The following is a 14,618-nucleotide window of genomic DNA, read 5'->3' on the forward strand; positions in this document are numbered from 1 at the left end:
TTCCCGGGCGCGGGTCCACCCCCAAGGATGACGCCATGGACCGCCTCGCCACCTGGATCAGCCGCCTCTTCGGGGCCGCGCTCCTTTTCCTCTCGGGCTTCGTCGCGCTGGAAACGGTGCTGAGGAAGGCCTTCAACACCTCGCTGCAGGGCGCGGACGAGCTGGGCGGCTACATCCTGGCCTTCGGCGCCACCGCCGCCTTCACCGTCGCCCTCGTCGACCGGGCGCATGTGCGCATCGACGTGCTGCACCGCCGCTTTCCCCTGGCCCTGCAGGCCTGGATCGACTTCGCCTCGGTGCTCAGCCTCGGGCTGCTCGGCCTCTTCTTCCTCCATGTCGGCTGGGGCGTGATCTCCGATACGATCGCCTACAAGTCGACCGCCGCCACGCCCTGGCGCACGCCGCTGATCTGGCCGCAGGCGGCCTGGTACGGCGCGCTGGCGCTCTTCGCCGCCGCCTCGCTCTGGCTCGCCTTCCGCGCCGCGGCGCTGGTCGCCCGCGGACGCATCCGCGAGGTCGCCGCCGAGTTCAATCCGAAATCCGCCGAAGAGGAGCTGTCCGAGGAACTCGACCAGCTCCGCGCGCGCTGAGGACCTTGCCATGACGATCATCGACATCCTCCTCGGCTTCACCGTGATGATGGGGCTCCTGCTGATCGGGCTGCCGGTCGCCGTGGTCATGGTGGCGCTCGGCGTCGCCGGCGGCATGCTGCTCTACGGGCCGGTGCTCCTGAACAGCATGGGGCCGGTGCTCTGGGGCGTCTCGAACGAGAGCGTCCTAACCGCGATCCCGCTCTTCATCCTCTTGGGCGAGCTGCTCCTGCGCTCCGGCATGGCGGACCGGATGTACGGCGCGCTGGCGCTCTGGCTCGGACGGCTGCCCGGCGGGCTCCTGCACACCAATATCGGATCCTGCGCGCTCTTCGCCGCCACCTCCGGGTCGTCCGTCGCCACGGCCGCGACTGTCGGTACCGTCGCCCTGCCCGCGCTCGGCGAGCGCGGCTACCGGCCGGCCCGCTCGCTCGGCTCGCTCGCCGCGGGCGGCACGCTGGGCATCCTGATCCCGCCTTCGGTCAACCTCCTGGTCTACGGCTCGCTCGCCTCGGTCTCGGTCGGGCAGCTCTTCGTCGCGGGCGTGATCCCCGGCATCCTGCTGACGCTCCTCTTCATGGCCTTCGTGACGGGCGAGAGCCTCTGGCTGCGCCGCCGCGGCCTTGCCGACGCCTCTCGCCCCGAAGCCGAGGTGCCGCTGGAGGCGAAGCTCCGCGCGCTTCTCCACCTGATCCCGGCCGCCACCGTCTTCCTGATCGTCATGGGCTCGATCTATCTCGGCATCGCCACCCCGACCGAAAGCGCCGCGCTGGCCGTGATCGTCGCGCTGCTCTTCGTCTGGCGCGAGGGGCGGCTGAGCTTCGCCTTCCTCGACACCTGCTTCCGCCAGACCGCCAAGACCACCGGCATGATCCTTCTGATCATCTGCGCCGCCTTCACGCTGAACGTGACGCTGGCGCTCGGGGGCATCACCGGCACGATGTCGGCCTGGGTGGCGGGGCTGGGCCTGTCGCCCACTGCGCTCCTTTTCGCGCTGATGGTCTTCTACCTGATCCTCGGCATGTTCATGGACGTGCTCTCGATGCAGGTGCTGACCATCCCGGTCGTCGTACCGATCGTCACCGCCGCGGGGATCGACCCGGTCTGGTTCGGCATCTTCGTCGTGCTGATGAGCGAGCTCGGCATGATCACCCCGCCGGTCGGCATGAACCTCTATGTCGTGCAGGGCGTGCGCAGCGATGGCGGCCCGTTCTCCGACGTGGTGCAGGGCGCCGTGCCCTATGCGATGCTGATGCTCCTTTTCACCGCGCTGCTGGTCTTCTGGCCCGGCATTGCGCTCTGGCTGCCGGAGACCCTGTTCTGATGACGGACCAAGACGCCACCGCCCTCCTTGCCGACTTCGCGTCCGGCGCGGCAGATCCGGCAACGGCCATGGCCGCGACGCTGGCCCGGATCGACGCGCTCGAGCCGGTGCTCAACGCCCATTCGGCGCGCTCCGCGACCGCGCTGGCCGAAGCGGAGGCCTCCGCCGCGCGCTGGAAGGCCGGAACGCCTCTCGGGCCGCTCGACGGGCTGCCGGTGATCATCAAGGACAATCTGGTCAGCGCCGGGCTGCCCGCCGCCTGGGGCAATGCCGAACTTGCCCGCCGGGTGCCGGAGCATGACGAGCTGCCGGTGGCCGCGCTGCGCCGCGCGGGCGCGATCGTCACCGGCAAGGGCAACACGCCGGAATTCGCGGTCGAGGGCTATACGGACAACCTGACCTTCGGCGTGACGCGCAACCCCTACGACCCGGCGCTGACGCCCGGCGGCTCCTCTGGCGGCGTGGTCGCGGCGGTCGCGGCAGGCATGGCCTTCGCCGGGCTCGGCACGGATGGCGGCGGCTCGATCCGGCGGCCTGCCGGGTACACGGGCCTCTGCGGGCTGAAGCCCGGGATCGGCCACGTCCCCCGCGGCGGCGGGCTGGCGCAGGTGCTTCTCGATTTCGAGGTGGCCGGCCCCATCGCCCGCTCGGTCCGCGACCTGCGGCTGCTCGATGCCGTGCTTTCCGGCTGGGCCGCCGGCGCGCCCGCGCGCCCGTCGCGCATCCTCGCCGTCGCCCGCATGCCCGGCGCCCCCTGCGACCCGGAGATCATCGCCGCTTTCGAGGCCACAATCGACGCATTGCGCCGCGCCGGGCACGCGGTCGAGGAGGGCCCGCTGCCCCATGACCTCGCCCCGCTCAACGCAGAGTGGAGCCGGATCGGCGAAATCGGACTGGCGCGCTATTTCGCCGAGGACCCGGCCGTCGGCGCCGCCGCCGCCCCGAAATACCGCGAGATGGCCGCGCGCGGGGCGGCCGCCCCGGCGACGCTGCTCTACGGGATCCTCGGTCATGTCTTCGCCCTGCGCGAGGCGGCCCGGACGCTCTGGGGCCATGACGCGATCCTGACCCCGGCCTCCGCCGCCCATCCCTGGCCCGCCGCCGAGGCCTTCCCGCCCGTCATCGACGGGCAGGAGGCCGGGCCGCGCGGCCATGCGGTCTATACCGGCTGGGTCAATGCCGCGGGGCTGCCGGCGCTGGCCTTCCCCGCCTCCGCTTCCGGACGCCTGCCCATCGGCATGCAGCTTGTCGGTCCGCCGGGCAGCGAAGCCGCGCTGATGACGCTCGGCGAGGCGGTCGCCCCGCCCTTCCGCGCGCCCGGCGCGATCTGACCCCGGCCCGTCAGGCCGAGGCCCTGCGGGCCGTGAACTCGGCGACGGAAAGCTCGGGATCGTCGAGCCAGGCCTCGGCATAATAGGGCGCGATCGGGCCATAGGCGTCGAAGAGCCGCCGCAGGTCGCGCACCGCATCGCCGCCCTCCTCGGGCAGCGGGTTGGCCATGTCGACGCGGATGTCGATCAGCGGCCGCTCGATGCCCGGCGCGCAGATCACCAGCCCGGCGGAGCGCTGGCCGATCGTCTCGCCGCCCGCGGCGTAGCCGGCCTCGATGGCGCGCACCAGCCGCTCGCCGAATTCCGTGCCGCCCGAGGCGGCGAAGCTGTCATGGATCGCCGCGACGACGCCCGGTCCCGCCAGGTTGTTGCCCATGGCGACGAAGCCCGCGCCGACGCGGTGCCCGGTCCAGGGCGCGCCGAGCGACGGGCTATGCGCGACGGCGCGGCCATCGGCCGTGACGATGCCGATCTGGCGGTAGTCGAAGAACGGATCCTTCTGCTTCAGCGCGCCGAGGATCTGGGCGGGCGCCCAGCCCTGCTCTGCCAGCTTCAGCCCGGCCATGCCATGGCGCCAGTCGGAATGGCACTGCGAGGAAATGGCCGCCACGCCGCCCCTGACATGCGGGCAGCGCGAGGCGACGCCGAGCGGGCTGGTGGCAAGGCAGACCCCGAGATTGCCGGTCTCGGGCTCGTGCGCAACGATGGTGAAGGTCATCCGGAACTCCTCTGGCTGGGACGGCGGGACAGGGGGCGCATGGCGGCGCGCTGCTCAGAACGGCTGGGGCGCGACCGAGCGGGCCGCGTAGATCTCGACAAGCGGCAGGTATTCGGCATGGAGTCGGCGCAGATCGGCCAGCGCGTTGCCGCCGTCCTCCACCGGGCGGGAGGGCATGTCGGCCCGCAGGTCGATCTGGCTCTCCTCCTGCGGGCTGCGCATCAGGAGCGAGGCCGACACCACCGGGAAGCCCGCCCCGAGCGCGGCCTTCACCGATTCCAGCGCGCGCAGCAGCCGCTCGTCCATCGGCAGGCCCGGATGCGCCGCCCAGGCGGCAGCGGCCAGTTCCAGCGCGCCGCCCTGCTCCGGCAGGCCGTTGCCGAGGCAGAGCAGGTTCTCCGCCGCGAGATGGCCGGCCCAGCCGCGGGCCATGCTGCCGGTATAGGCGGCCGCCTGCCCGTCGGCGCGGATGATCCCGATCTGGCGGTATTCCAGCCAGCGGTCATGCTGGCGCAGCGCCTCCAGCACCTCCTCGCTGCTCAGCCCGCAGCGGATCAGGTCCAGCGCCAGCGGCCCGACCTTGAGATTGGTGAAGCCCTGGCTGGTCAGCGCGGCGCGCCCGGTTTCCAGATGCGGGCAGCGCGAGCCGATGGCGATGGAGCTCGAGGCCAGCGCAATCCCCAGCGTGCCGGTGGCCGGATCGCAGGCCAGCACGGACAGCATCGTGCCCTTGTGCGCCAGATCGACATTCATGCGCCCTTCTCCCTCTGCTGCGCCTCGAGAAAACTGTCGATCACGTCCTCGGCCAGCCTGCGGATCAGCGCCTCCATCCGCGCCTGCGCCGCGGGGTCCTGCAGCTCGGGCACCGCGATGGAAAGGCCGCCATGGGTCTGGGCGTAGAGCTCCGGCGCGCGGTCGGGATGTGCGGCGACATAGGCCTCGAGAAAGACGCGCTCTTCTTCCGCGGTCAGCTCGGCGATGCGCACGATGGCGCGCGCCTGCGCCGCCGGGATCGCCATGTCATAGGCGGGGCTGGTGATCTGGGTCACGAAGCTGCGGGTATGGCCCAGCGTCTCGGCAATCGCCTGCCGCGCGCCCGGCCCGCGCCGCTTCAGGAAGGCCTGCAGCAGCAGCTTGTAGCGCCGGACCGGCATCTGCTCGTCGAAGAGCTCGAAGGAGCGGCCGGTCGAGCCAGAGGATTTCCGTGATTTCTTCATGCTGCGACATGAGCCGATTCACTGCCGCTTCGCAAGCCATTTGTTTAGTAGCCTAAAAACCGCCGTTAAACAGGTGAACTTGCCGCCATGCGCCTCGCGAGGGAGCCTGGAGGCCCGGATACCGATCGGAGGCCAGCGGTGGAACTTGTGCATCTCAGCGGCTTTTCGGCGCGAAATATGGCAATCATGGCAAGATTGCCGTAGATTTCGCCCGTTTTGCGGGCAGTCGCCGGACCTGCGGGGCAACTTGCGCCGATGAACCCTATTTTTCATTTTGAGTGAGTCCGTTTTTAGCTCCTAAACTTTTCACATGAGGCGCCAGACCTCGAGTCACCCAACAGCCCAGGAGAGTCCCTTGAAGAGAACCGCCCTGTTCGCCGCCCTTCTCGCCGCGGCCGCATCCGGCACCGCCCTCCATGCGCAATCCGCCGATCCCGTCGTCATCGGCGTCTTCGGACCGATGTCGGGCGAGCGCTCCGCCCTCGGCGCGCGGTTCCGCGAAGCCGCCACGCTCTTTGCCGAGGGGGTCAATGCCGATGGCGGCATCGGCGGCCATCCGCTGGAGCTGATGATCGAGGACAGCCGCGGCAATCCCCGCGAGGCCGCCAACATCGCCCAGAAATTCGCCTCGGACGACAGCGTCCTGGCGGTGATCGGCGGCCAGACCTCGACCGAGTCGATGGCCGCCGGACCGATCCTGGCCGAGGCGCATCTGGCGCAGGTCGCCCCGACGGCGGGCCATCCCGACTACGTCAAGATCAGCCCCTACCAGTTCCGCACCACGCCGACCCATGCCGCGCAGGTCGAGCCCCAGACGACGATGCTGATGGACAAGATGGGGATGACGAAGATCGCCATCGTCTATTTCAAGGACGACTGGGGCATGATCACCAACGAGATGATGACCGAGCGGCTGGAAGAGCGCGGCGCGGAGGTCGTCCTGTCCGAGGCGATGATCCCCGAGACCCGCGATTTCCGCCCGCTCGTCACCAAGGTGCTGGCGGCGGAGCCCGACGGCGTCTTCCTGGCCAGCCACTACGCGGAATCCGCGCTCTTCATGCAGCAGCTCCGCCAGGCCGATCCGGATCTGAAGGTCGCCGCCACCGACACGCTGAACGATCCCAAGTTCATCGAGCTGGCCAATGGCGCGGCCGAGGGCGTGGTTATGCCCACCCCCTTCCTGGCAAGCGCGCCCGCGGCGCAGGACTTCTCCGAGGCCTACCGCGCGGCCTATGACAAGGAGCCGAACTACTATTCCGCCTTCACCTGGGACGCGATGCTGATCGTCACCTCGGCGATGGACGCGCTGGCCGAGGCGGGCACGCCGCTGACCCGGCAGGGCATCCGCGACCGCATCGCCGACGCGCCGGCGATCGAGGGCGTGAGCGGCGCGCTCGACTACGAGGGCAGCGGCGATCTGGGCCCGCGCGAGATCAGCTACATCGTCGTGAAGGACGGCACCTACGTGCCCTTCGACTGACCCCGCCCCGGCGGCCATCCAGCAGGGACCTTTCCCATGATCGAACTTCTCAGCCAGATCCTGAACGGGCTGGTGATCGGCAATGTCTACGCCCTCGTCGCGATCGGCTTCGCGCTGATCTTCGGCGTGACCAACCTGATCAACTTCGCGCAGGGCTCGCTCCTGATGCTCGGGGCCTTCCTGGCCTATACCGGCACCATGATCGGCCTGCCGCTGGTGCTGGCCGCCGCGCTCTCGGTTGTCGCCACGACCGGGCTCGGCATGCTGATCGAGCGGGTGGCGCTGCGCCCGCTCGAGAACGCGCCCTTCATCGCGCCGCTGCTGTCGACGCTGGCGATCACCTTCATGCTCGACCAGGCGGCCGAGATCGTCTGGTCGCCCGAGGCGCATCCCTTCCCCAGCCCGCTGTCGCAGTACAGCCTGCGGATCGGCGCGGCCTATGTCACCGGCATGGACGCGGCGATCCTGGCCGTGTCGCTGGCGGCAATGGGCGGGCTCTGGCTGTTCCTGACCCGCAGCTGGCACGGCCGCGCGCTGCGCGCCATGTCCCAGGACATGGATGCCGTGCGCCAGATGGGCGTGCGGACCGAGCGGCTGCGCCTCCTCGCCTTCGGGCTGGGCGCCGCGCTGGCCGCGGTCGCGGGCATCATGGTGGCGATGTACTACCAGACGGTCTATCCGCAGATGGGCATCCCCTTCGGGCTGAAGGGCTTTGCCGCGGCGCTGCTCGGCGGGCTCTCGAGCATCCCCGGCGCCGTGGTCGGCGGGCTGCTGCTGGGCATGTTCGAGGCGCTGGCGGTCGGCTATGTCGGCGAGGGCTTCCGCGACATGGTCGCCTTCGGCATCCTCCTTCTGATCGTGACCTTCCGGCCCCAGGGGCTTCTGGGCGACAGGCGGCTCGACGCGCTCGGCGGATCGCGCGGCGCCTCGGGCGTCATGCCCTCGAGCAGCATCCTGATGGGCCAGGGCGGCCAGCCGCTGCCGGCCGTGCGGCGCCTGTCCCTGCCCTATCCCGCCCTCGCGCTCTGCCTCTGCCTTCTGGCGCTGCTGCCTCTGCTGCCGCTCTCGGGATCGGCCGGGATCCTCTTCCTGGGCTTCGCGGGCTTCTTCGGCGCCGGCGCCTATATCGCCGCGATCCTCGCCAAGGCCGGGGCGCCGGCCGATCTCGCCCTGCTCGCCGCGGCGCTCGGCTGCGCGCTGATTGCCGGGCTGGTCGGGCTCGCCACCTCCGGGCTCACCGGCCATGTCGTCGGGCTGGCAACCCTGGCGGTGGGCATGCTCCTGTGGCTGGCCATGCTCAACTGGACGGATGTCACCGGCGGTCCGAACGGCATCTTCGGCATCCCGCGCCCGTCGCTGTCCTTCCTGCCGGAGGTGCCGATGAGCTCGGTCGCGGCGCAGTACTGGCTGGCGCTGGCGCTGCTCGTCCTCGCCGTGTCCGGGCTCGGGCGGCTTCTCGCCTCGCCGGTCGGGCTGAGCTGGCGGGCGATCCGCGAGGACCGTCTCGCCGCCCATGCCGCGGGCCTGCCGGTGCGCCGCTACCTGGTCATCGCCTTCGCCATCGCCGGGCTCTGCGCCGGGCTCGCGGGCGGGCTCTATGCCTTCCTGCACCGCTTCATCAGCCCCGACAGCTTCCGCATGGACACGTCCTTCCTGCTGGTCGCCATCGTCGTGCTCGGCGGGCTCGGCAACCTGACGGGCGCCGTCCTCGGGGCGCTGGCGCTGATCGTCCTGCCGGAGGCGCTGCGCGACACTGCCGAGTTCCGGATGATCCTCTTCGGCGCCGTCCTCTATCTCACGCTGCGGTTCCGTCCGCAGGGCATCGCGGGAGTGCACTGATGTTCGACATGACCGGAAAGGCCGAGGGCCTCGTGATCGACGGCGTGACCGTCTCCTTCGGCGGGCTGAAGGCCGTGGATGCCGTCAGCCTTGCCGTGGAGCCGGGCGAATTCGTCGGCATCGTCGGCCCGAACGGGGCCGGGAAATCGACGCTGATCCAGACCGTGACGGGCTTCTGCCGGCCGGATGCCGGGACGATCTCCTTCGGCGGCACGCGGCTCGACGGCCGCAAGCCCGAGGAGATCGCCGCGCTGGGGATCGGCCGGACCTTCCAGACCAGCCGGGTCTTCCCCGGCCTCGCCATCGGCGAGAGCGTTCGCATCGGCACCCAACGGCAGCTGATCGGCGGCGGCCGCAGCCGTCCCGCCTTCGGCGCGATCGCCGAACCCCTGGGCGCGCTTCTGGGGATCGGCCGCTACCGCCGGGCGGCAGCGGAGGCCGATGCCCGCGCCGAGGAGGTGCTGAAGCTCTTCGGCGACCGGCTCTGGCCGCGCCGCGACCAGCCCGCTCACAGCCTGTCCTATGCCAACCGCCGACGGCTCGACATCGCCCGGGCGCTGGCCGCGGGGCCGGACGTGCTGCTTCTTGACGAGCCGACCGCCGGGATGAACCCGACCGAGAGCCACGAGCTGGCGGACCTGCTGATCGAGATGCGCGAGCGGTTCCCGCGGATGGCGATCCTGATGGTCGAGCACAAGCTCGACATCGTCCGCAAGCTGGCGCGCCGCACGGTCGTCATGGCCCAGGGCGCGGTGATCGTCGACGACACGCCCGAGTGCGCCTTCGCCCATTCCGAAGTCGCCGCGGCCTATCTGGGCAAGGGCGGCAGCCTGTCCTCGCGCGCCGTCGTCAAGGGGCATCTCGACCATGCCCCCGCCGCCGCGATGCCCGGCCCGGCCGAGAGCCCGGCAATCGAGCTGCGCGATGTCGACGTGCATTACGGCGCGGTGCAGGCGCTGTTCGGCCTGTCGCTGAAAGTCGGCCGCGGCGAGGCGGTGGCGGTGCTCGGCGGCAATGCCTCGGGCAAGTCCACCACGATCAAGACCGTGCTGCGCCTCGCCCGGCCGAGCCGCGGCGAGATCCTGCTGCATGGCCGCCCGATGGAGGCCAGGAGCACCGCCGACGTCATCGAGCAGGGCATCGCCTCGATCCCCGAGGGGCGCCGGATGTTCGCCGAGCTGACCGTGCGCGACAACATCCTGATGGGCGCCTATGCCCGCCGCCAGACGCCGAAGGCCGAGCTCGACCGCGACATCGAGAAGGCGGTCGCGGAATTCCCCTGGCTGGGCAAGCGGCTCGGCCAGCTCGCCGGCACGCTCTCGGGCGGCGAGCAGCAGATGGTCGCGATGGCCCGCGCCTGGCTGAGGAAGCCGCAGATCCTCTGCATCGACGAGCCCTCGATGGGGCTGTCGCCGATGATGGTCGACCGGGTCTACGAGATCCTCGCCCGCTGGAAGTCCCAGGGGCTGACGATCCTGATGGTCGAGCAGAGCGCCAACAAGGCGCTGGAGCTCGTGGACCGCGCCTATGTGCTGAGAAACGGCGCCCTCTCGATGGAGGGCCGCGCCGCCGATCTGCGCCAGAACCCGGCCGTGCGCGACGCCTATCTCGGCGGCGCCGCGGCCGCCCCCGAAGATCCGCAGGGCGCCTCCCCGCTCTGCGCCAGCAACTGACCCGGCCGCGCGCCGGACCTTTCCAGGAGTCCAGACCATGAGCTTGCGCGTTGGCGTCGATATCGGCGGCACATTCACCGATTTCGCCGTGCTCGATCCCGAAACCGGCCAGTTCGACATCGGCAAGGTGCTCAGCACCCCCGACGACCCCGCCCGCGCGGTGATCGAGGGGCTGCTCGCCCGGGTCGGCCAGAGCGGCCGCAGCCCCGCCGAGATCGCCGAGGTGGTCCATGCTACCACCATCGCCACCAATACCGTGATCGAGCGCAAGGGTCCGCCGACCGCGCTGCTGACCACCGAAGGCTTCCGCGACGTGATCCTGATCGGGCGGCAGAAGCGCTACGAGCTCTATGACAACCTCGCCGGACGTCCCGCGCCGCTGGTGCCGCGCGACTGGGTCTACGAGGTGCCGGAGCGGATGTTGTGGACCGGCGAGGTCCATGCCCCGATGGACGAAGCGGCGCTGCGCCGGATCGCCCGCGAGCTCGCGGCGCGCGGCGCGGCGGCCGTGGCGGTCTGCTTCCTGCACAGCTACGCCAACCCCGCCCACGAGCGCCGCGCCGCCGAGATCCTGGCCGAGGAAGCGCCGGCGCTGATGGTCTCGGTCTCCTCGGAGGTCTCGCCGCTCTACCGCGAATTCGAGCGCACCAGCACCACGGTGATGAACGCCTACGTGATGCCCGGCGTGGCCAGCTATGTCGACCGGCTCGACCGCCAACTTGCCGAACTGGGGGCGCAGGCGCCGATGCTGATCATGCAGTCGAATGGCGGCGTGGCGAATGTCGAGAACGTCAAGCGCTTCCCGATCCGCATCATCGAAAGCGGCCCGGCGGCCGGCGTGCTGACCGCGGCGCGCTTCGCCCCGGCGGCCGGCACCGACAACCTGATCTCCTTCGACATGGGCGGCACCACCGCCAAGCTCTGCCTCGTGGAGGAGGGCAAGCCGCTCTTGACCAGCGAGTTCGAGGTCGACATGGCCCATCTGAAGAAGGGCAGCGGCCTGCCGGTCAGCATCCCCGCCGTCGACCTGATCGAGATCGGCTCGGGCGGCGGATCGGTCGCGCGGGTCGAGCTGGGCACGATCGCGGTCGGTCCGCAAAGCGCGGGCTCGGTGCCGGGTCCGGCCTGCTACGGCCGCGGCGGCGCCCGCGCCACCGTCACCGATGCCGACCTGGTGCTGGGCTACCTGAACCCGGACTACTTCCTCGGCGGCGAGATGCAGCTCGATGCCGAAGCCGCGCTGACCGCGATCGAGCGCGACATCGCCGTGCCGCTGGGCATCGACGTGATGGAGGCGGCCTGGGGCATCCACGAGATCGTCACCGCGCAGATGGCGCAGGCGGCCCGCGCCGTCACCATCAACCGCGGCAAGGATCCGCGGCAGTTCGCGCTGGTGCCCTTCGGCGGCGCCGGTCCGGTCCATGGCAGCCGGCTGGCGCGGATGCTCGGCTGTCCGCGCGTGGTCTTCCCGCGCGCCGCCGGGGTGGAAAGCGCGGTCGGCCTGCTGATGGCGGAGCCCTCGCTCGATTTCGCCCGCACCCAGGTGCTGGAACTGACGGCAGAGAACCTTCCCGCGATCAATGCGCTGCAGGAGGAGCTGATGGCGCAGGCCCGGGCGGAGCTTGACGCGGCCGGCGTGCCCAGCGACCGCCAGGCCTTCTCGGCCAGCTGCGACATGCGCTTCCGCGGCCAGGGCTTCGAGATCGCCGTCGAGCTGCCGATGGGCCCCTATCCCGCGGACGGCATCGCGGCGCTGCATGCCGCATTCCACGCCGCCTATGCCCGCACCTATGGCGACCGCACCTTCGATCCCGGCTGGACGATCCTCGCCGTGCACTGGCGGCTGCGCGCGGTGGCGACCGGCCGGACGCTGGCGATGGACGCGCTGCCGCAGCGTCCCGGCGACGCCTCCCGCGCGCTGCGCGGCCCGCGCCGGGTCTGGTTCCCCGAAACCGGCGGCTTCGCCGACTGCCCGGTCTATGACCGCTACCTCCTGGCCCCGGGCGACCGCATCTCGGGCCCGGCCATCATCGAGGAGCGCGAGTCCACCATCATCCTGCCGCCCGACAGCGACACCGCCGTGGACAGCCACGGCAACCTCGTCGCCACGCTGAACTGAGGACAGACCATGAGCACGATCGATCCCGTCACCTTCTCCGTCGTCTGGGGCGGCCTCCTGTCCACCGCCGCCGAGATGGGCAGCACGCTGCTGCGCACCGCCTATTCGATGACCGTGCGCGAGGGCTCGGACTTCTCCACCGGCGTCTTCGATGCCCGGGGCAACATGATCGCACAGGGCGACTACAGCCCCGGGCATCTGGGCTCCATGGCCTTCACCGTCCGCAACATGCTGTCCTGGTATCCCGAGGGCTCGCTGAAGCCCGGCGACGCGGTGATCTGCAACGACCCCACCATCGGCTCGGGCCACCTGCCCGACATCTTCATGGTCACCCCGGTCTTCCACGGCGAACGGCTGATCGGCTACGCGGTCAATATCGCCCACCATATCGATGTCGGCGGCAGCGCGCCGGGCAGCGAGGAGGTCGTCGGCGTCAGCGAGACCTGCCAGGAGGGGCTGAAGCTGCTGCCGGTGCTGCTCTACCGCCAGGGCGAGCCGGTCACCGAGATCCTGCGCATCATCGAGGGCAATGTCCGCGTCAAGGACGTGCTCGGCGACCTGCATGCCCAGTATGCCGCCAACCTGACCGGCGTGGCGCGGATGCAGGCGCTGGCCCGCGACTACGGTCCCGACATGCTGGCCGACTGCATGGCCGAGATCGTCGCGCGCAGCGAAGAGGCCATGATCGGCGCCCTCGCCGAGCTGCCCCGCGGCACCTGGCATTTCGAGGACGTGCTCGACGATACCGGACCGGGCACCGAGCCCGTGCGCTTCAAGCTGGCCCTGACCGTCGAGGACGGCCGGATCATCTGCGACTGGGAGGGCACTGACGGCCAGCGCCCGGCCGGGATCAACGCCTACATGCAGTACACCCGCTCTTACTGCATCGCCGCGATCAAGGCGGTGACCCTGCCCAGGGCGGCGCAGAATTTCGGCATCATCCGCTGCATCGACATCCGCGCGCCCGAGGGCTGCTACGTCAATCCCCGCCCCGGCGCGGCCAGCGGCGCGCGGGCGGTCAATGCCAACCGCATCTACGAGGTGGTGATGGGCGCGCTGGCGCAGATCGTGCCCGAACGGGTGATCGCGGCCAGCTCGGGCTTCACCAATCCCAAGGTCAGCGGCATGGTCAGCCCGCATACCGGCCAGCCCTTCCTGGCCTGGATGACCGCGATCGGCGGGGTCGGCGCGCACCGCCATTGCGACGGGCAGGAGGCGACCACCTCGCCCACCAACGGCACCAACACGCCCGTCGAGGTGCAGGAGATGAACGCGCCGGTCTTCATCCACCGGATGGAGCTGGTCCCGGACTCGGCCGGGGCCGGCAGGTTCCGCGGCGGCATGGCGATGCGCAAGGACGTCGAGCTGCTGGCGGAGGACGGGCTCGTCACCAATCTCGGCGACCGCAACGCGACCGCGCCCTACGGGCTCGAGGACGGGCTGCCCGGAACGAAGGCGGCGACCATCCTCAATCCCGGCACCCAGGGCGAGCGGCGGCTGCATTCGAAGGGCACCTATTCGCTCGCGAAAGGCGACATCCTCAGCCTCAGGACGGCCGGCGCGGGCGGCTTCGGCGCCCCTGCCCTTCGCGATCCCGCGGCGGTGCTGCGCGACGTGATCCATGGGCTGGTCTCGCCCGGCGCCGCGCGCAGCATCTACAAGGTCGCGCTCGATGCAGAGGCCGCCGCGATCGACCATGCGGCCACGCGCGAGCTCCGCGCCGGCGCGCCCTACCCGGCCAAGTGAGCTTCTGCCGGAGCGCCCTCAGCGGTGCTCCGGTGATCCCCGGCATTGCCGGACAGCCAGGCGGCCGGACCTGATCCTGCCCCGGATGACAGCGGCGCAGCCAAGTCCGGAGATCGCGGACCCTGAAATCGTGGCGGCGTTTAATCAGCCATTTTGTGACTAAAAGCGCCACTCCCTTCCCCTTCGGCATATGTCCGGTAAATGTGGCTGAATGGACCCGGGCGGCGTTTCCGTCTGCGTCTCGACCCTTTTGGCATTTTCTCCGGCGACCTGCATCGCGCGAAAAGCGCCATCTGACGCCGGAGCCGAATTCGCCCTTCCGGTCATCAAGACCCTGTGTACCGCCGCAGGGTGGCCGCTGGACACCGGCCAGCCGTGGACGGAAAAGCACCCGAGCCCCCCTGCCCCGGCCCGCCAACTGCAAGACCGCATGTCTTTCTCACCGGTCCTGCCGGATCAGTCTGCATCCTGATCGCGGGGCGGCGGGTGCCGTCCGTTTGCGATGGAGGACGACATGCGGAACGCCCATGGAACGATCTGCGCCGGAATTGATATGTCCAGGGACAAGCTTGCGGTCGCGA

At 70.5% G+C, this 14,618-nt stretch carries 11 protein-coding genes; 8 read left to right on the forward strand and 3 right to left on the reverse strand.

The window, feature by feature from the left end; genetic code table 11:
* Positions 1-35 precede the first annotated feature (35 nt).
* Genes FGX59_RS19495 through FGX59_RS19505 form a run of 3 tightly spaced genes read left to right on the forward strand, consistent with a single transcriptional unit; the run spans position 36 to position 3,245 of the window.
* Positions 36-590 (forward strand): TRAP transporter small permease subunit, encoded by a 555-nt coding sequence (locus tag FGX59_RS19495; RefSeq protein ID WP_138468799.1) that lies wholly within the window; start codon positions 36-38, stop codon positions 588-590.
* Between the two features lie 10 nt (positions 591-600).
* On the forward strand, positions 601-1,914 hold the full coding sequence (locus tag FGX59_RS19500) for a TRAP transporter large permease (RefSeq protein WP_138468800.1): 1,314 nt from the start codon (positions 601-603) through the stop codon (positions 1,912-1,914).
* A complete protein-coding gene (locus tag FGX59_RS19505) occupies positions 1,914-3,245 on the forward strand; it encodes an amidase (protein WP_138468801.1) in 1,332 nt (443 codons plus the stop codon). Before FGX59_RS19500 ends, FGX59_RS19505 begins: the two co-directional genes overlap by 1 nt.
* A 10-nt stretch (positions 3,246-3,255) precedes the next feature.
* Here the strand turns inward: FGX59_RS19505 and FGX59_RS19510 are convergent, their stop codons facing one another.
* Genes FGX59_RS19510 through FGX59_RS19520 form a run of 3 tightly spaced genes read right to left on the reverse strand, consistent with a single transcriptional unit; the run spans position 3,256 to position 5,180 of the window.
* Positions 3,256-3,963, reverse strand: a complete 708-nt coding sequence (locus FGX59_RS19510; RefSeq protein WP_138468802.1) for a DUF1028 domain-containing protein — start codon at positions 3,961-3,963, stop codon at positions 3,256-3,258.
* Between the two features lie 54 nt (positions 3,964-4,017).
* On the reverse strand, positions 4,018-4,716 hold the full coding sequence (locus FGX59_RS19515; RefSeq protein WP_138468803.1) for a DUF1028 domain-containing protein: 699 nt from the start codon (positions 4,714-4,716) through the stop codon (positions 4,018-4,020).
* Positions 4,713-5,180 (reverse strand): hypothetical protein, encoded by a 468-nt coding sequence (locus FGX59_RS19520; protein ID WP_138468804.1) that lies wholly within the window; start codon positions 5,178-5,180, stop codon positions 4,713-4,715. The genes FGX59_RS19515 and FGX59_RS19520 overlap by 4 nt, the downstream gene beginning before the upstream one ends.
* 355 nt (positions 5,181-5,535) lie before the next feature.
* Here FGX59_RS19520 and FGX59_RS19525 point away from each other — a divergent pair, with 355 nt between their 5' ends.
* From FGX59_RS19525 to FGX59_RS19545, 5 genes are read left to right on the forward strand one after another with little or no spacing between them, the layout of a single operon-like run.
* The gene (locus tag FGX59_RS19525; protein WP_171060731.1) at positions 5,536-6,660 is read left to right on the forward strand and encodes an ABC transporter substrate-binding protein; all 1,125 of its coding nucleotides are present in this window, start codon (positions 5,536-5,538) and stop codon (positions 6,658-6,660) included.
* Positions 6,661-6,696: 36 nt separating this feature from the next.
* Complete coding sequence (locus tag FGX59_RS19530; protein ID WP_138468806.1) at positions 6,697-8,499, forward strand: ABC transporter permease; 1,803 nt, start codon at positions 6,697-6,699, stop codon at positions 8,497-8,499.
* Entirely contained in the window at positions 8,499-10,172 is a 1,674-nt protein-coding gene (locus FGX59_RS19535) for an ATP-binding cassette domain-containing protein (protein WP_138468807.1), read from the forward strand. The genes FGX59_RS19530 and FGX59_RS19535 overlap by 1 nt, the downstream gene beginning before the upstream one ends.
* A 37-nt stretch (positions 10,173-10,209) precedes the next feature.
* Complete coding sequence (locus FGX59_RS19540; RefSeq protein WP_171060732.1) at positions 10,210-12,291, forward strand: hydantoinase/oxoprolinase family protein; 2,082 nt, start codon at positions 10,210-10,212, stop codon at positions 12,289-12,291.
* Positions 12,292-12,300: 9 nt separating this feature from the next.
* Entirely contained in the window at positions 12,301-14,037 is a 1,737-nt protein-coding gene (locus tag FGX59_RS19545; protein WP_138468808.1) for a hydantoinase B/oxoprolinase family protein, read from the forward strand.
* The last annotated feature ends 581 nt before the right edge of the window (positions 14,038-14,618 follow it).

It is taken from the genome of Poseidonocella sp. HB161398 (assembly GCF_005870025.1).
Classification (GTDB): Bacteria; Pseudomonadota; Alphaproteobacteria; order Rhodobacterales; family Rhodobacteraceae; genus Mangrovicoccus.

Excerpts from the sequence above, each read along its gene's own strand:
- FGX59_RS19505 (WP_138468801.1), top strand. The coding sequence starts at position 1,914 with ATGACGGACCAAGACGCCACCGCCCTCCTTGCCGACTTCGCGTCCGGC.
- FGX59_RS19510 (WP_138468802.1), bottom strand. The coding sequence starts at position 3,963 with ATGACCTTCACCATCGTTGCGCACGAGCCCGAGACCGGCAATCTCGGG.
- FGX59_RS19530 (WP_138468806.1), top strand. The coding sequence starts at position 6,697 with ATGATCGAACTTCTCAGCCAGATCCTGAACGGGCTGGTGATCGGCAAT.
- FGX59_RS19515 (WP_138468803.1), bottom strand. The coding sequence starts at position 4,716 with ATGAATGTCGATCTGGCGCACAAGGGCACGATGCTGTCCGTGCTGGCC.
- FGX59_RS19495 (WP_138468799.1), top strand. The coding sequence starts at position 36 with ATGGACCGCCTCGCCACCTGGATCAGCCGCCTCTTCGGGGCCGCGCTC.
- FGX59_RS19500 (WP_138468800.1), top strand. The coding sequence starts at position 601 with ATGACGATCATCGACATCCTCCTCGGCTTCACCGTGATGATGGGGCTC.
- FGX59_RS19540 (WP_171060732.1), top strand. The coding sequence starts at position 10,210 with ATGAGCTTGCGCGTTGGCGTCGATATCGGCGGCACATTCACCGATTTC.
- FGX59_RS19535 (WP_138468807.1), top strand. The coding sequence starts at position 8,499 with ATGTTCGACATGACCGGAAAGGCCGAGGGCCTCGTGATCGACGGCGTG.
- FGX59_RS19545 (WP_138468808.1), top strand. The coding sequence starts at position 12,301 with ATGAGCACGATCGATCCCGTCACCTTCTCCGTCGTCTGGGGCGGCCTC.
- FGX59_RS19520 (WP_138468804.1), bottom strand. The coding sequence starts at position 5,180 with ATGAAGAAATCACGGAAATCCTCTGGCTCGACCGGCCGCTCCTTCGAG.